Source organism: Nonomuraea sp. 3-1Str (assembly GCF_031570565.1).
Lineage (GTDB): Bacteria > Actinomycetota > Actinomycetes > Streptosporangiales > Streptosporangiaceae > Nonomuraea.
This window is the reverse complement of record NZ_JALHBK010000003.1, coordinates 149,664-166,934: the sequence shown is the minus strand read 5'-3', so window position 1 is coordinate 166,934 and position 17,271 is coordinate 149,664. Positions and strand designations below refer to the sequence as shown.

The window sequence follows — 17,271 nt, the reverse complement described above, 5'->3', positions numbered from 1 at the left end:
GAACGCGGAGGAACGCGATGGATCTCCAGGGCTACGGGGCAAACGACGAGCAGATCCAACAGGCGCAGATCCGTGTCGTCCAGACCATTGAATGGATCATGGGCATGCGGAAGGGCGTCAAGCAGGAGGTGGACGAGCTGACCGTGGCGGCCTGGCGGGGCGCCGCGTCAGGCAAGTTCAAGACGGCGATGGACAACTGGGACGCGCAGGCGGGCAAGATCGAGGCCGACCTGCGGCGCATCGCCGACGCCATGGGGGCCAACGCGCAGACCTACGCGCAGGTGCGCGGTGAGGTCGAGCAGGCCATGAACCGGGTGGACATGCTCATCAACACGGGCGCCTCCGGCGACCGCTACGCGCAGTAAGGAGACCGTCATGTCGCAGGTGTACGCCAACTGGCCGCTGATGGAAGCGGCGGTGGGCCAGCTCGCCAAGGTGGTCACCGACCTCAGCACGGAGACCGACCAGATGATCACGGACCTCTCCAAGATCCTCGGTGAGGCGTGGGAGGGTGGCGCCAAGGGCGACTTCATCGACAACCAGGAGATGTGGAACAAGTCCGAGGCTGAAATGCGCCGGCAGCTCGGCGAGGCGGCCGCAGCGGTGCAGACCGCCAAGGAGAACTACATGGCCGCCGAAGCCAGGAACCGGGCGAGCTGGACCAGGTAGCACATCGTGACGGGCGGGCCGACTGCCGGGCAGGGCCCGCCGGCGCTTTTCGGGGAGGAGCATGACCAGCAAAGACGCCATGGAGGGCGGCCAGGACGAGCTCTACGTCGATCCTGACTGGCCCGGGCTCAAGGTCGACAAGGACGTCCTCTTCTACGACGTCGAGAAGCTGCGCGGATTCGCCGGCGAACTCGAAACGCTGCTCACCACGCTCAAGAGCGGATCGGGCACGGTCGAGACGGTGCGGGGCATCCAGCTCGGCGAGGCCGAGATCGGCAAGTGGAAGGCCGCCAGCGACCTGGCGCACAGCGTCGGCAACACCGGAGGCGGTCAGGCTCCCCGAGGAGCCGCCGGGCTCGCCCACGTCTACGGACTCATGGTCAAGGGCATCGAGGACGTCGCGAAAGCGCTGCGCTCGCATGCCGACACCTACGAGAAGTACGACCCGGACGGGGTCCGGCCTAAGTCCTGAGGGGAAGGCAAGTCGTGGCCAAGTCGGAGTTGCTCCTCATCAGGGACGCGTCGCGCATCCCCGAGGACGGGCCGGTCGCCGCTCCACGCGAGCAGATCAAGGCGTGGCTGGAGAGCACCTCGCCTGGCGAGGTGACGAAGGCGGGGCAGACCTTCGCGGACGCGGAGCAGGCGGTGCGCAAGGCCGCCGAGGAACTGCCCAAGATCGCCAAGCGGCTCGCGGCCGAGTGGGGCGGCGAGACGTCGCCGCACGTGCAGAAGGCCCTGCAGATGCTCAACGCCACCGGGCTCGAGCTCGCCTCCGCCATGGGGCTGATGTCCACGTCGCTGAGCCTGTACGGGAACGAATACCTCCCCCAGGCGCGCCAGAAGATCGCCGCGATACCTGCCGAGAAGCCCGCTGGCACGGAGGAGAACACCGGCGGCGGGACCACCGGGATTCCGCGCTCCGAGACCGGGGAGGACCGCGACCCCGACAAGGAGGCGCAGAAGGTCCTGCAGGACCTCAACAAGCGCATCGTCGATCTGTGGGCGATGTACATCCCCCAGCACGTGTTCTACGAGGTGCCTGAGGTGGACATCCCCTCGGACACCGGGGGACCGAAGCAGGGCCCTGATCTGACCATCACGCCGTTCGGCGCGGGCCTCGGCGGATCGTCAGGGGGCGGCGGCTCGTACAGCGGAGGCGGGTTCGACGGCGGCGGGACCTCGGCCGGGCACGACGGCTCCGGCGGCCCCGGCTCCACGGTCGGCGGTTCGCCGGACGCCCGCGACCCGGGCGGCTCCCCCGACGCCCGCGACCCGCAGAACCCCGGAACCGGGCAGGACGGGCAGAACCCCGGGAACGGCCAGGACAGCCCGAACGGGCAGGACGGCTCGCAGCCGGGCGACCGCGGCGACGGCACGGACGGCACGCCCGGAACGGACACGCCGGGCACCGGCCAGGACCAGCAGTCCTCCGGCCGGGACGGGCAGGGTGACGCGCGAGGGGACAGGGAGACCACTCCCGCGGTGATCGGCAAGGATCCGGACCCGCGCAGCACGGACTCCGCCTCGTACTTCCCGCAGCACCAGCCGCTCACGGCCATCAGCACCCCCATCACGACCCCGGTCACCACGCCCACCACCCAGTACTCGCCCAACCTCCTCGTGGGCGGGCAGCCGCAGGCGCTGCAGCCCGGATACGGCGTGCCGTCCGTGCTCGGCGGTCCCCAGTACGGCGCGGCGGCGTCCGCCTCCTCGGCCGTCCCGCGCGGGACGGCGAGCGGCATGGGCATGATCCCGCCGGTGCTGGGCGGAGCGGGCGCCGACGGCGGCGGTGAGGAGTACACCACGGACCTGCGCGAGGACCGCAACCCGTTCGCGGTCCAGCTCGACGTGACCACGCCGACGGTGGGGGAGAGGGCCTAGATGGGGACCGACCCGTCGCAGCAGCTCAGCCAGCAGCTCTTGCGGCAGGGCATGCCGCAGCCGTCTTCCATGGTGTCGTTCACCGAGGACGAGATCGCCAAGAGCGGGGGCAGGATCGAAGGCGACCGCGAGCACATGTCCGGTCTCCTGCATCGCACCGGCACCATCACGCTCGGGTTCACAGGCGCCAGCGGCTACGGCCTGAACAATTCGCACGACACGATGCGCGACCAGAAGACCGACACCTACAACGTCGCCCGCCAGGTGCTGAAGTCCTGGTACGACGCGTTCCAGGTCGCCGATGCCCGGTACGTGGCCGCCGAGGACGAGAGCAAGAAGGCCGCCGGCGGGCTGGACAGCGACATCCCGCAGATGGGCGCTCCTAAGCTGGGCGGGCTCGGCGCGGGCGGACTCGGTGCGGGCGGTATGCCGGGGATCGACACGGCGGGTCTGAAGACGCCGGGCCTCGGCATGCCGGGCGGCGTGGATCCGCGGCTGAACGATCCGGGTTTGGGAACGCCCGACATCAAGCAGCCGGACCTGAACAGCCCCGACCTCAAGCAGCCGGACCTGAAGACCCCGGACCTGAAGACGCCGGATCTGCAGCAGCCCGATCTCAACCAGCCGGACCTGAACAACCCCGGCCTCAACCAGCCCGACCTGAAGACCCCGGATCTCCAGCAGCCGGACCTCGACCAGCCGGACCTGAAGAGTCCCGAGCTCACCACCCCGGGCCTCGACCAGAACGGGCTGGACCCGAGCAAGACCTCGCTCGCGGACTACCAGCCGTCCGTACCGTCGATCCCCACGACACAGCCGCCCGGTGGCGGGGTGACCGACCCAGGCAGGGCCACCGTCGGATACGGCACACCGGGCGCCGGATACACCGGCACCGGGTCCGCCGGCGTCGGAGCGGGCGCCGCCGGGGTGAACAACGTCGCCCGGGCCCTCGCGGGGTCCGGTGCCGGCGGCATGCCGATGATGCCCATGATGCCGGGCGGCATGGCGGGCGGCCGGGCGGACGAGAAGGAGAAGTCCGACTCCACGGCGCTGCGCGCGGACGAGGCCGTGTGGGAGGGCGACGAGGACATCGCGCCCGCCGTGCTGAGCCACGAGGACGTGTGACATGGCCGAGGAGGAGAGCACCGGAGCCAAGGAGCGGTACATCACCGCCGCGACCGTCGCGGCGGGCGCCTCGTTGATCATTCGCCGCCCGCTGGCCTTCTCGATCGCCGCGATGCTCGCCGCGATGATCTGCGACCCCGACGACTTCGCGAAGGCCGTCAACGCGTGGAAGACGAGGGTGGCCGGTGGCGTCACGGACGAGCTGGACAAGGTCAAGGAGGACATCCCCAAGCTGCTCGACTACCTCAAGAAAGAGGTCAAGTGGGAGGGCGAAACCTTCCGGATGGTCGAGAAGGTCATGGGCGACTTCCTGACGGAGTGCGAGAACGACGCCAAGCAGCGTGACGGCGTCGGCGACGGATGCCGTTCCGCCAAGGACCTCTACAACGCGCTGTCCTACGTCGCCGCTGCCGTGGGTGCTCTCATGGTGGCCTGGGCGGCTTTCATGGGGGTGGCCACCGTGTCGCTGTGGGGCCGAGCCGCCGCCGAGGTGGCGGTGACACCGGCGCTGGGCCAGACAGCCAACACCACCCGCGGCGCCATGACCAAGGCGCTGATGTTCGCGGGCGCGCTCAGCATGCTGTTCATGGGCGTCACGCAGCTCAGCGCCAAACAGCAGGCCAAGCTCCAGCAGCTTCAGGCGTCGGCGGACTTCTCGCAGCTGGGCCTGGGCAACGACAAGGCGACCGGCATGCTGACGCCCAAGGTCATCATGGGCGACCAGATGAAGAAGATGATGGGCGGCAGCGGGACCGGGACCGGGACCGGCGCCGGCGCCGGTGTGGCCACCTGAGCCCGGTCCTCACACGGCGCGCAGCTCCTCGACGGCGTGACGGGCGGTGGCGGCGTCCACCTCGGGACAGCTGTAGCCCTGGGCGATGACATGCGCGCACAACTCCTCGTCGGGGCGGATCTGGTGCTCCTCGAGGTAGTAGGTGACGGTGTCGGTCCAGATCCAGGTGCCGTCGGTGCGGAAGCTGAGCGGCACCACCTGGCCTCGCGAGGGGTCGATCCGGTCGATGTCCGTGCCGGTGGTCGACAGGACCGGGGTGCCCGCCCGCAGGTAGGCGGCCAGGCGCGGATCTACCACCCGCGGGTGGTCGGGCAGGAAGTACGGCACCCCGTCACGCGCGCCGTCGAACACCCTGGCCACCGACATCGCGGGCATGATCTGCAGGTAGCCGTTGCTCCACCCGCGCACCCCGTCGAACGCTTCCTCCATCGTCCAGCCGCGGGCGGAGGCCCTCCTCTCCAGCATCGACCGGATCTCGGCGGAGCTGAACTCCAGCTTCCCGTCAGGATGCCGGCTGATCGTGCCGAGCACCTCGCCCGACCTGACTTCCCGTACCTTCAGCGTGCTCATCTTCCCGTGCCCTCCCGTCACCGGACGACCGATCCCGCGCCGAAGTGATGACGGACGCCCGCCACCGGGCCGGACTCCGTGGCGATCAGGGATGTCTCGCCCTTCGCGTGCAGCCCCACGTGGTACAGCCGTCCCATCATGAACGAGAACTCCCTCTGCAAACCGTGACGATCGAACTCGGGCTGCAAGGCGTGCAGGCGTTCGGTGATCAGCTCGACGTCCTGCCTGGTGAGCGGGTTCGCGGCGAGCCAGCCGAACGAGCCGTCAGGCAGGCGCCCGACGAAGGCGGATGTGAACGGCTGCATCCGATGGACCTTGAGCCGGTCGTGGTTGAACACACGGGCGTGGTCGATGCCGAAGATCCTGCCGTCCTCGGTCTTCAGGAGGTTGCCGAAGTGCCGGTCGACGTTCCCGGTCAGTAGGTCGAGCAACCCGATGAGGATCGCATCCCGCCTGCCGCGGTGGCCGCGCAGCACGGAATCGTCGTCCGGCATGGCGGAGCCCTCGATGTAATCCATGATCACGGTGCCGGGGTCGTCCGGGTCCAGGACCGCCCGGGGCACGTTGGCCTCGATCGCCTGCCCCACCAGGGAGGCCACGACCTCCAGCGGCGCGGCGCGCCGCGCGAACCGGTGCATCGTCTTCCTGACGCCCCGCGGCCGGCCGTCCACCCTGATGAGGTCCACCACACCGTCCTCGCCGCCGCCGAGATCGTCGAAGGTGACGTTCTCCGCGCCGAACAGCGACCGCAGCGCCTCGGGAACGGGCGCCGGTTCATGCCGGGGCGCGCTGACCTCGGCGGCGACCGTCGGTGGTGCCACCCTGGCCTCGGGGACGGCGATGCGCCAGGCGCTGTCGCCGCGGCCGGGGAACCTGGGCCGGCCGTCGTCCGTGTAGCGCTGTGACGTGGTCGCGTGCACCTGGAGGTAGTCGCCGATGAAGACGTGCCCGTCACTCCCGATGATCTCACGGCCGGTCGTGTCGGCGAGCCCCTGCAGCAGTGCCGGATTCGCGCCGATCCCGCCACTCAGCACCCTGAGGGCCGCGTCCGGGGCCGCGATGAGCCGGGGGTCGTGCACGAGCATGATGCCCAGGTCCCTGGCGGTGAGCCGGTGGGTTCCGATGAGGAAGTGGGTGCCGTCGCTCGCGATCGCCACGTCGAGGATGCCGGTCGTGGGCCGCAGCAGCCGCGCGTCGGCGGTGGGCATCACCGCGGTGTCCGCGTCGCGATACCACACGCCGGCCGCGACCTCATGCCTGAACTGCCGGATGAGCTCCTGGTGCCGGGGTTCGAGGGCGGGTGCCTGCCGTACCGCCAGGGGCTCGGCGGGGAGCTCCACCGTGTAGAGCCTGTCCCCTCCTACGCCGTTCGGGGCGATGTAGGCGCCCTGGTGGACGCCCAGGATCTTGAACCTGGTGCCGGGCGCGTGACTGACCCGGCCGTCGCCGAGGTCGGTGCCCGTCCTCGAGTACATGACGACTTCCATGGGCGCTACATGGAAGGGGAAGTACTCGTGCATGCTGAGCATCGTGTCGGGCGCCTCGGACTCGCTGCCCGGCCGGGTCCGCTGCGCAGGGAGGTCCAGCTCGCGGTAGACGGTGCCCGTCACCTGGGTTCCGGGGCCGAAGTGGTGCTGGGCGGCGACGGTCGGATCGGGGGCCGAGGTGATGAGCGGGGTGTCGCCCTTCGCGTGCAGGCCCACGTGGTAGAGCCGGTCCATCATCACGTCGTACTCGGCCAGCATGCGACGCCGTGCGAACTCGGGACGAAGGGCGTGCAGGCGCTCCGTGAGGAGGTCGACGTCAGTCCTGGTCAGAGGGTTGTCGACCCAGCCGAACCGGCCGTCCGATCCGTAGTCCAGGAAGTTACCGCCGAAAGGTTCACCATGGTAGGCGAGGTCGAGGCGCGTCATGTCGAACGCCCGCGCTTGGTCGATCGCGTAGAGGTCGTCGCCGTCCTCCAGCAGGTTCCCCAGCCTGTCGTGGTTGATGACGAGGATGTCGAGCAGCTCGATCAGCAGCGCTCCGCTCTTGGACTGGCCGTCCGTCCCTATGATCAGCCGCCCCGGCAGGTACTCCATCAGAACGGCGTCGGGCATGGCCGGGTGGGGCCGGGCGTGCGCGACGTTCGCCCCGAGCCGCTCGCCCACCAGCGCGGCGAGCAGCTCGGCGTGGAGGGGGCGGGCGTGTCCCGCCCACATGACCTTCCTGACCACGCTGGTCTCCTCGTCCAGCACGAGCAGGTCGACCCTGCCGTCCTCGCCTTCGCCGATGGTGGTCCAGCTGCTCTCGGCAGCGGCCGTGGCCGCGGCGATGACGTCGTCCGTGAGCCCGCGTCTCGGCTCCGGCCAGGCGACGGGAACCTGGGCCGGGCCTTCGGGCGGTGCGACGCGTGCCCTCGGCACGGCACGGTGCCAGCCGCCGTCGTCACTCGCCGGGAAGACCGGCCGGCCGTCGGCGGTGTACTCCTGGACGGACGCGGTGTGCGCCTGGCGGTCCGCGCCGATGTAGACCAGCCGGTCACCGGCGATCACCTCGTGCCCCGTCATGTCGGCGAGTGCCTGCAGCAGGGCACGGTTCTGGGCGAAATCGCACCCCAGCACGCGCAGGACGGCATCCGGGGAGGCGATCACGAGCGGGTCGTGGGCGAGCATGGTGGCCAGGTCGGCGACGGTGAGCCGATGATCGCCGATGCGGAAGTGGGTGCCGTCGGCCGTGATGCCGACGTCGATGACGCCGGCGGTGGGCCGCAGGAGCCGCGGGTCGGCCGTCGGCAGGACGGGCACGGACGGGTCCCGGTACCACACGCCCGCCGCCACCTGGTGCCTGAACTTCAGGATCAGCTCCCGATGCCTGGCTGTCAGCTCGGGCGCCAGCTGCGCCAGAGGAGTGGCCGCCAGATCGGCGTGGCCCGCCGCGGAGTCGACGATCGACCCGGCGCCCCCGGTGGCGTGCGCGGCGATGCCCGCCCAGCGCTCCATCAGCGCCGCGTACCAGTCCTGCCGGCCTCTGGCCGCGAAGTTCTGCTCCAGGTCCTGCAGCCTGGAGGTGATCCGCGCCACGTCGGCGGCGGTCAGCGGGTTGCCGTCCGTCCAGTGGTAGGCGAACGACGAGGTGTCGCCCTCGCCGAGCACCTCCGTCCGGTCGATGAAGGGCGACGCCCACAGGGAAGCGCCCCTCGGTACGAGCTTGTCGTGCGGCTCGGCGAAGCAGAACTCGTGGTCGATTCCCGCGACCCGGCCGTCCTGCGCCGCCATGAAGTTGGGCCCCCACCTGTCGGTGTTCAGCACCAGAGCGTCACCGAGGCCGATCAGCAGCACGTCCCGCTGGTTGTTGAGCCTTTTCGGCTGCGCGAACCCGTCGAGGTGCTCGATGAGCAGACGAGTGGGGCCCATCCGGTAGACGCGGGGGACCCGTGCGCCGACGACCTCGTAGACCAGTGAGGCGAGTTCCTCCGAGTCGGCGCGCCGCCGAGCGAGCCACGCCTCGCGACTGAAGGTCCCGATCTCCGCCAGATCCTTGAGGACCGCGGCCGTGCCGTCGTGGAAGGCGAGCTTCCACACGTTTCCCTCGTTCATCCGGCCGCCGCTGAGCCGCACGCTCTCCTTCACGCCGGACAGCAGGCCGAGGACCAGTTCGCCGGGGAAGGTCCAGTGGCCGATCCGCGTCGGCTCACGGAAGCCGTCCTGCGCGTGCCAGGGCCGCGGGGCCGGCGCCGACAGGCTGGTGGCGCCGGGGTCGGGCCGCCCATGGCTCGGCCGGCCACGATCCTCCGCTGTTTGCTCGGCCTCGCGGCTCGGGGCAGCGGGCCTGTTGATCAGCTCGTCCACGCTGCGGCCGGGACGGGACGCGTTCTTGACCAGCTCGGCCTGCTCCAGAGCGGTGGCGAGTTGGTCGGGGGTGGCCGCCGCGACGACCGGCTGGAAGCCGTCACGGACGGCATCGACGTACAGGTCGAGCAGCGGTGCCGGCCCCCGCGCGGCGACCAGCGCCGTCAGGGCGGTCCGCCCGGTGGGAGCGAGCCGGCCGCCGAACATCTCATGCCCGGCGAGTTCCACCAGCCGGCCGAGATCCGCCCAGGTCTCCTGCGGGTGGCGCCCGATGTGGCTGACCGCCTCGCCCAGCCACTGGAGGCGCTCGTCCCCGGTCAGGCTCACATACTGCCGGAGGTGCCGTCCCGGGGCGTCGGCCAGGTCGACGGAGGTGTAGGCGCCCTTGCGTTCCAGGTCGAGGAACGCTCTGAGCGTCGCGTCGAGTCCGCGCTCCCGGACCAGGTCGCGCATGTGCGCGTCGGCCGTCGCCCCCTCCGGCTGGAAGTCGACCCACAGGTGCAGGCGGCCGATGGCGCGCAGCTCCTGCTCGGTCAGCCCGTCCATCCCGGCCGTGGCCGCGACGGCGCGGCCTTCGCGAAGGTGCAGGTCGGTCGTGGTGGCGAAGTCCCCCAGCGCGGCGGTCAACGCGTCGGCGTCGCGCTGGGACAGGGCCTCCGCGACCCCGGCGTGTCCGGCCTCCAGCGCGCGCAGCGCCGTGCCGTACACGCCTCTGCGGCCACCGAGCTCGTGGGCGGCCCGTTCCGCGGCGGGGGCCGCGGTCTCCGAGCCGCCGAAGACCTCCGCGATCGTGGCCAGCTGCCGTAGTTCGCCGTCCGTCAGGCCGCGCAGGCCCACGTCGCCCGCGATCTCGGAGCCGCGCTGCACCTCCGGGTGCCAGGACTGCATGCTTCGGGGGTCGGACTGGTCAGGGTGATGGAAGCTCACCGCTCCGTCCGGCAGCCCGGCGAACCCGGGCTGCCCCGCGGCGCCGCGGACAGGCGTCCCGGCGAGCGGGTCGATCGGGTTCTCCGGGGCGAACGCGGTGGTGCCCGGACGCCACCACCGGCGGGGCTTGCCGGTGTCGGCCGCGGCTGCCGTCCGCGTGGTGTCGCCGGCCTCGGCGGCCTGGGTGGCAGGCACGTCCTGCTCGGTCTCGTCGGATTCGGCTGCCTGGAGGGCCGGGAGTTCCTGCTCGGTCTCGTCGTTCTCCTCGCGGCTGAAGAAACCGTCGAGCTCGTCGCCCACGAAGACGGCCAGCATCTCACCGCCGGACCAGGCGTAGCGCAGGATGCGCACGTCGCCGTCGTCGTGGACCGGGTGGAAACCCGACTCCTCCAGCTGCTCCCGCAGAGGTTGCTCCCAGCGCCCGTACGGGTAACGGCGATGTTCCCCCACCGACCTGCCGGGCATCCGCACGTCGCCCATGGGCAACGCCTGCATGTCGTCCTCGTCGAAGCCCACCAGCAGCGCGGGGCCGCCTTCAGCGTTGGCGTCCACGTCGACGATGCGCACGCCGCGGTAGTGCCGGGGCTCCCTCTTCAGGTACAGGACGGGGTCGCCGGTGCTGGTGCGCCTGACGAGCCGCGAGACGCCTCTCCAGTACGGGCTGGTGCCGAGCCAGCCGCCTCCGCCGGGGTGGCGCGGCACGGCACCCGTGGTCGTGCCCGGCAGCAGTCCGGAGATGCCCGCGTCCGAAGACAGCACCGACGAGAAGAAGACCTTGATGTCCTGCGGGTCGACGCGCGGCATGTGGATGTTGTCGCCGTAGAAGCCGTGCGCGGCGATCAGCTCGCCTGCCCGGCCGGGGAAGCGCAGCTCCTTCCGGGACGCCTTGTGCACGACCACGTAGTCGGGGCTGTAGTCGAGCATGTCGCCGAAGGGTGAGCGGATGGGGAACAGCGGCATCTCCCGCCGGACCTCGAACTCCTGGCCGCCGATGGTGATCCGGTCGAAGCCGGGCAACCGGTCGTCCAGCATCCTGATGAGGCGCAGCGGCATGGCGAGATCCGTGTGCCCCGTCCCCTCGATCTGCGCGAGGTGGTCGTCGTGCCTGACCACCCCGGCGACGTCACCCTGCCAGCCCTCCGTGACCTGGTGCGGGAGCTGCTTCTCCAGAGCCCGCACGTCGTCGAGCCGGCCGGGCGACGCGGCGTCCAGCATGGCGTGGATCGTGGCGGTGTCGGCGTGGACGAGCACGTGGCGGACGTGGGCGTCGTCCGGCCGGACCGTCCACTCCAGCCACGTGTCGCTCACCCGCACGCCCTCGGCGGAACCGCCGAGCAGGTGCGCGCCCCGCGGGGCGGCGATCCGGTACAGGGTCTCGGCCTGCCCGTCCGTCGTGATCGCCAGGGTGGTGGCCTGGTCGTCCGACCTGATCCGCATGCCGGCGCCGTCGTCGTGGGCCACGTGGAGTTCTTCCGGCTGGGCGGTGGCGTCGGTGACCTGCCGGTACAGGACGTCGCTCGAGTCGGCCGACTGGTGGATCACGAACGGCCCGCCCCGCCAGAACGGCGTGGCGCCAAGCTGCCCGAACCCCGACAGGGCGGCGGGCGAGGCGGTCAACCGGCGGAGCGACTGCGCGGGCTGCGCCGCTTCATCGGGCACCTGGTGGCGGGTTGCCGCGGACGAGGCCGGCGGCAGCTCGACGAACACCGCGCCGCCGTACGACGACAAGTCGGTGTTGCAGAGCTCGGCCGCGAACGGCACGCCGGGCCCTGAGTAGTGGTCTTTTTTCAGTCTGACCGAGAAGCTCAGCCCGTTGACCTCCAGCACGGATTCGTTGTTCCTGGTGTCGGCCCGGAGCGTCGCCACGTCGACCAGCCGCTGCTGGGCGGGGCTGAAGGGGAAGTTCCAGTACATGCTGGTGAGCCGCCGCTTGCCGTCCAGCACGGCGATGACCGTCGTGGCGCCGTGCGTGAACCGCATGATCCGCTGCCGGCCGTCCTCGGCCACCAGCGTGAAACCGAACTGGAGCAGCTGCTTCTCGGTCGGCCGGGCGGCCACGGGCTTCGCGTGGGGGTCCGTGGCCAGGCTCACCCTTCCGCGCGTGCCGACGGACCACCGCGCCACGTGCCGCGTGTCGTCCTCCACGGTGATGAGGACCTCGTCCGCGGCCTGAGCGTCGACACCGACGCGGGCGATGCCGCCCTTGTTGTCCAGCCGGGCGTAGTAGCGGATCCCGCTGTCGCCGGACTCGACCAGTACGTCGTCGTTACCGGCGAACCTGCCGGCCATGAGGGTCAGTCCCGCGGGCGGGGCGGCGACCGCCTCCGGCAGGGCCGGGAGCTCCGGCGCGCGGGTGCCCGGCACCGTGTGCACCGCGACGACGGCGACCTCGCCGGCGGGACGCTCCTGGTCCCTGTCGGCGTAGCCGGTGAGCCCCACCAGCCGATCGTCCGGCATGCGTTCGTTCAGGTGCGTGAATACGCCGACGATCTGTTCCGGCGAGACGCGGGCCGGAGACCTCCTGCCGCCGTAGAAGCCGTGCGAGGCGGCCGTCTCGGCGATCGCCGCGTCGAAGATCAGCCGCTCGCCGGTCGCCACGTTGACCACCTCGATCGAGGTGGCCGGCGCGGCGCCGCCGAACGGGTTACCCGCCAGGCCGGACCGGCTCAGCACCCGTAGGTCGTACTCGTGGCCGCCGAGCCTGATCCGGGCCTGGTCGACGTGGCGCAGCACATGGGCGACGAGGCGGAGCGGCTGGGCCACGTCGTGGTGCGTCAGCCCCCCGGCCTGCACCCAGGTGTTGTCCCTGACCAGCGCGTCCCGCACGTCCTCGGTGCGGCCGAGCAGCCCGGCCTCACGCAGCCGCTGCTCGATCTCGGTCCTCGGCACGCCGCCGAACTCCTGGAGCCGTGCGATGGTCACCTCGTCGTTGGTCCCTCCGACGGTGAACCCGGTCGGCTCGCTGACGACCTTCGTGCGCTCCAGCCCCACGAGCTCCGGAGCGAGGTCCACGGGCCGGATCTCGGCGCCCACGACCGACCCGTCCTCCAGAACGGTGAACTCCATCCAGCCGTTGACGACCCTGACGCCCTTGAGCCCGGTCGCCGGGTGGGTGAGCGTGCCCAAGGCGGTGGCGGGCGTCAGCAGTGTCGTCAGCTGTTCGTCGCGTACCGGGACGTGGAGGCCGACGAGGTGCCCCCCGGAGAAGGTGACGATGACGTCCGCGTCGGCATTGCGCCGGCTGGTCAGGCCCGGCTCCTGGTGCACCGTCACGTTGAAGTTGTGAAGGCTTCCGAAGTACCTGTGCGACCCGGATCGTTGCGCCCTGGCGGCCATCTCCGACATCTCCGGGAGGAGGTGGGCGTCTTCGACTCTGCGCAGCTGCGGGCCGTCGGCCGTCTGCTCGACCCGGGACCATCCGTTGCTCTGGAGCACGTGCAGGACGCCGTCGGCGATGTGCATGTCGAGGACGGCGCCGGTGGTCAGCCGGCGGTAGAGCCGGAGCGTCTCCCCTCGCCCCTCCGTCGACGCCACCCAGCCGTCGCCTTCCTTCCACGCGTCCTCCCTCATCGGCGCGTACGAGGAAGGGTCGAAGGGGGTGAGGACGGGCCGGTCGTCGCCTGACGTCTCGCTCCGCGCCGCCGGAAGCGTGTCCGGCTGCTCCGGCGCCACCGATGGCGCGGCCACGGGGCCGTCCGCAGGCGCGGCGGGGCCGTCGGACAGGACGACCCGCCGTTCCTCGGCGACGTAGGTGACGCGCAGCCTCGTGCCCGGCGCGGCCAGCACCTGGCGGGTGCCCGCCTGGTGGGTGATGGGCCCGAGTTCGCGCGCCTCCGCCACGTCGAAGTCGAACCGGACGCGCACCTTGCCCTCGGGCACGGCGCTCGCGGGAGGCGCCGTCTCCGGGGTCACGAGGGTGAACTCCGACAGCACGAGCTCCGGCGTCGCGACTTGCGCGCGGAGCTCCTGCGGGGTCAGGTCCGACCAGTACGAGACCGGGGCGGCAGGGCGCGGCAGGTCCTGCCACGCGGCCCACATCTCCGCGACCGCGCCGCCCAGCGGCTCGGAGCGGAGCCCCTGACGGATCGCCTCGTTGATCTCCGCGTCGTGTCCGGCGGTGAAGGCGCGCAGCATGACGACGCCCTCGGGCCGGGTGTCGAAGCCGGCCGCGTGCCGCCGGATCAGCTCGGGGTCCGCGGCCTGGATGTCCTGCAGTTCGCGCCGGAGCTTGTCGTACTCGGTGACGGACAGCCACTCGTGCACGTCCTGTCGCGTGCTCGCGCTGGTGGCCGGCGGCTGCCCGTCCACCCAGGCGTGGCCGGTCTCGAACGGGGAACGCTCGCTCACGACGACGTCGGCGCTCTCGGAGCGCTCGGCGGTCTGGGCGGTCTGTGCCGTCCGGGCGGTGTCCGTGCTCTCCGGCTGCTCCACGTTCTCCGCGAGGAGACCCAGGCCCCCTTCGAGCTCGTCCCGCGACGGGCGGGACGGGATGAGCCCCAGCCGGTGCCCGTCGGCGATCACGTCGAGAATCTGGCGCGAGACGTTCGGCGGATAGTACAGACCGGCGGTGTCGGCGAGGTCGAACAGCTGCCGGGACAGTTCCTCCATCGTCTGGAAACCGCCGCCGTACGCCTGCTGCACCCATGCCAGGGCGCGGGCCTGGGCGGGTTCGAGGCCGTGGAGGTCGAGCCCGAGTGCGAGGGCTTCGCCCAGCCAGCGGTCCGGGTCCTGCGCTATGACTCCCTTCAGCAGGTCACGCGCGACTTCCTTGGTGAACCTGTCGGACTGCCCAGGCTCGGGCTCCCAGACGAGCTGTCCCTGTTCGTGCGCCTCCCAGAGCAACGGCTCGATGAGGTCATGGGCCAGTGACAGCTCGCTGACCAGCCAGCCGGTCACGCGGTAGCCCTCGGTCAGCAGCGTCTCGATGTCGTACGCGGTCGCGCTCCGGGGCGCCGTCGCGACCTGCGCCACCGGCTCGCCGGTCCTCTCCTCGGGGCGGGCGACATCGGCCGTCTTCTCGGAGCGGGCGACGGCGGGTGCCTCGTGGCGCCTTTCGGCCTGCTCCAGGGCGGCGGCGAGCTGGTCGGGAGTGGTCGCGTCGATGACCGGCCGGAAGCCGTCCTGGACCGCCTCCAGGTACAGCTCGATCAGCTGCAGACGTCCCTTGGCGGCGGCCAGGGCGGAGAGCGGGGTGGTCTCCTCGGGGGCGAGCCGGCCGCCGAGCAGGTCGGCCCCGGCGACCTCGGTCAGGCGGCCGAGCTCCGCCCAGCTGCGGTTGTTGAGGAAAACGGCGCGGCTCACCGTTTCGCCCAGCCAGAGACGGCGATCCTCTCCGGTCCGGTCCATGTACTCCTTGAGCCGCAATCCCGGCTCGTAGGTCCGGTCGACGGAGGTATACGAGCCCTTGTGCTCCAGGTCCAGGTACGCCTCAAGCGTCGACCGGAGGCCGTGCTCCCGGACCAGCCCGTCCATGGCGGGCTCGGTGGCGCCCTCCTGACCGAACTCGACCCACATGTGCAGCCGGCCGACGGCCCGCAGCTCCTGGTCGGTCAGGCCGTGCATCCCCGCGCGGGCGGTGAGGCTCCGCCCGGCGTCCAGGTGGAGGTCGACGTCTTCCACGTACTGCACCAGCTCGGCGGTCAGCGTGTCGGGGTCGCCTCCGTCCAGCGCCTCCTGGACCGCCTCATCGCCCTGGCCCAGCGCGCGCAGCGCGGTCGCGTAGACACCCCGTTCACTGCCGAGGCTGTATCCGGCCCGTTCCCAGGCCAACCGCGCACGATGGCCCTCCGTGGTCAGGGCCGTGCCGGTCGTGTGGTAGATCTCCGCCATCTCGCCCAGCCGGCGCGCCGAGCTCTCCGGCAGCCCTCGCCATCCCAGCCGGTCCGCGATCTTCCTGCCTCGTGCGGTCGTCGCGTCCCCCCGCCCGTCCGCCTGCTGCAGCGCGATGGCGAGCTCGTCAGGGGTGGCCGCGTCGATGACCGGACGGAAGCCGTCGCGGACCGCGGCGAGGTACAGGTCGACCAACGGCTTGAGCCCTCTGTCGGTGACCAGGCGGGCGAGCGGGGTGGCTCCTTCGGGAGCGAGCCGGCCGCCGAACAGCTCCGGCCCGCCGACCTCCGCCAGCCGGCCCAGCACCGGCCAGACCCCGCTCGGGTACTCGGCGAGGCGGCTCACGGCCTGCCCCACCCACCGGAGCCGATCGTCTCCGGTCAGGTCCATGTACTGCCTGAGCCGGTCCGCGGACTGGTGGACCATGTCCATGGCGGCGTACGCGCCCTTGCGCTCCAGATCGAGGAACGCTTCGAGCGTGGCCCGCAGCCCCCGCTGCTGGACCAGCTGATGAATGATCGGGTCGGCCGCCGATCGCCACGTCCGCAGTCCGGACCGCATGGCGAGAAGGCCGATCGAGCGCAGCTCCTGCACGGACAGCTCGCCCATCCCCGCCTGGAAGGCCAGCGCGTGCCCCTCCCTGGCGTGGAGCTCCGCAGCGGTGGCGTAGTTCACCAGCGCGGCGGTCACCACGTCGACGTCGCCCGTGGTCAAGGCCGCTCTGAGCGACGGGTCACCCGTGTTCAGCGCCTCCAGCGCGGTCTCCCACACGCCGCGACTGCCGCCCAGCCGGGACTGGGCGCTCTGCTCGGCCCGGAAACCCTCGCGGGAGGCTTCGAACATGCTGTCGATCTGGCCCACCTGCCGCAGCCGCAGATCCGGCAGCGCGCTCCAGCCCATGTCGGCGGCGACCCGGCGGCCCCGCCGCAACCCCTCGTCGCCGGCCTCCCACCCGCGCGGGTTGGGCGCGTCCGGGGCGTTGTGGAACGTCACCCCTCCGTCCGGCAGCCCGGCGATCCCGGCCCGCCCCGCGGCGCCGCGCACGCGCGTCCCGGTGAGCGGGTCGATCGGGGTCTCGGGCGCGAACGCGGTGGTGTCCGGGGCCGGCCGGGCCCGGCCGGCCGGCCGGGTGGTGGCGTCCTCCGAGCCGGTACGGCCCGCGGCCGGCTCCTGTCCACGCGTTTCACCGTCGGTGGAGGCGGCCGCGAGCGCCTTCTCCACCGCCTGTGCGAGGTCGTAGCCCGAGACGAACTCCCCGGGCGCCCGTCCGGCGAGCACCTCCGCGATCTTCTCCGCCACCTCGGCGAACCGGTCGCCCACGTGCCCCAGCGCGATGTTCTCCGACTTCTCGGCCGCGGCCGAGAACAGCGCCGCCACCTCGACCACGGCCCTGGTGGTCCGCACGTCGCCGAACAGCTCCGCGGCGGCGCGCCGCAGCGCGTGCACGCCCTGCTCGCCGGGGAAGCGCTGGCCGCCGGTGAAGCGGTACCACTCCACGAACCGCGCGAGCCCGTCCACGTCTCCGACGGTGAGGCGGTCACGGCCCATGGCCTGCGCCACCTGACGGAGGAGAGCATGCGGGCTGGGGACCGCGCCGTCCTGGCCCGCGACGAGTTCGACCAGCGCGCGGAACCGCCTGAGGTCGGC

At 71.6% G+C, this 17,271-nt stretch carries 8 protein-coding genes (1 of these 8 cut by a window edge); 6 read left to right on the top strand and 2 right to left on the bottom strand.

The window, feature by feature from the left end; genetic code table 11:
* The first annotated feature begins 17 nt into the window (after positions 1-17).
* The 6 genes from MTP10_RS07460 (at position 18) to MTP10_RS07435 (ending at position 4,468) form a co-directional block, all read left to right on the top strand.
* Positions 18-365, top strand: a complete 348-nt coding sequence (locus MTP10_RS07460; protein WP_310708284.1) for a WXG100 family type VII secretion target — start codon at positions 18-20, stop codon at positions 363-365.
* 10 nt (positions 366-375) lie between these two features.
* Entirely contained in the window at positions 376-669 is a 294-nt protein-coding gene (locus MTP10_RS07455) for a WXG100 family type VII secretion target (RefSeq protein ID WP_310708283.1), read from the top strand.
* Between the two features lie 61 nt (positions 670-730).
* Complete coding sequence (locus tag MTP10_RS07450; protein ID WP_310708282.1) at positions 731-1,141, top strand: hypothetical protein; 411 nt, start codon at positions 731-733, stop codon at positions 1,139-1,141.
* A gap of 14 nt (positions 1,142-1,155) precedes the next feature.
* Entirely contained in the window at positions 1,156-2,550 is a 1,395-nt protein-coding gene (locus MTP10_RS07445; RefSeq protein ID WP_310708281.1) for a hypothetical protein, read from the top strand.
* Positions 2,551-3,675 (top strand): hypothetical protein, encoded by a 1,125-nt coding sequence (locus MTP10_RS07440; RefSeq protein ID WP_310708280.1) that lies wholly within the window; start codon positions 2,551-2,553, stop codon positions 3,673-3,675. It begins immediately after the preceding gene.
* A gap of 1 nt (position 3,676) precedes the next feature.
* Positions 3,677-4,468, top strand: coding sequence for a hypothetical protein (locus MTP10_RS07435; protein ID WP_310708279.1), 792 nt, complete (start codon positions 3,677-3,679; stop codon positions 4,466-4,468).
* Positions 4,469-4,477: 9 nt separating this feature from the next.
* Here the strand turns inward: MTP10_RS07435 and MTP10_RS07430 are convergent, their stop codons facing one another.
* Together MTP10_RS07430 and MTP10_RS07425 are read right to left on the bottom strand one after the other, a co-directional pair.
* A complete protein-coding gene (locus tag MTP10_RS07430) occupies positions 4,478-5,038 on the bottom strand; it encodes a hypothetical protein (protein ID WP_310708278.1) in 561 nt (186 codons plus the stop codon).
* A 17-nt stretch (positions 5,039-5,055) separates the two neighbouring features.
* Positions 5,056-17,271, bottom strand: partial view of a hypothetical protein gene (locus tag MTP10_RS07425; protein WP_310708277.1) — the end only. It continues 19,083 nt past the right edge of the window; 12,216 of the gene's 31,299 nt are visible here — the last part of the coding sequence; its start codon lies off the right edge, out of view; it ends in the stop codon at positions 5,056-5,058.

Coding starts and splice junctions, on each gene's coding strand:
- MTP10_RS07460 (WP_310708284.1), top strand. CDS start 18: ATGGATCTCCAGGGCTACGGGGCAAACGACGAGCAGATCCAACAGGCG.
- MTP10_RS07435 (WP_310708279.1), top strand. CDS start 3,677: ATGGCCGAGGAGGAGAGCACCGGAGCCAAGGAGCGGTACATCACCGCC.
- MTP10_RS07450 (WP_310708282.1), top strand. CDS start 731: ATGACCAGCAAAGACGCCATGGAGGGCGGCCAGGACGAGCTCTACGTC.
- MTP10_RS07455 (WP_310708283.1), top strand. CDS start 376: ATGTCGCAGGTGTACGCCAACTGGCCGCTGATGGAAGCGGCGGTGGGC.
- MTP10_RS07440 (WP_310708280.1), top strand. CDS start 2,551: ATGGGGACCGACCCGTCGCAGCAGCTCAGCCAGCAGCTCTTGCGGCAG.
- MTP10_RS07430 (WP_310708278.1), bottom strand. CDS start 5,038: ATGAGCACGCTGAAGGTACGGGAAGTCAGGTCGGGCGAGGTGCTCGGC.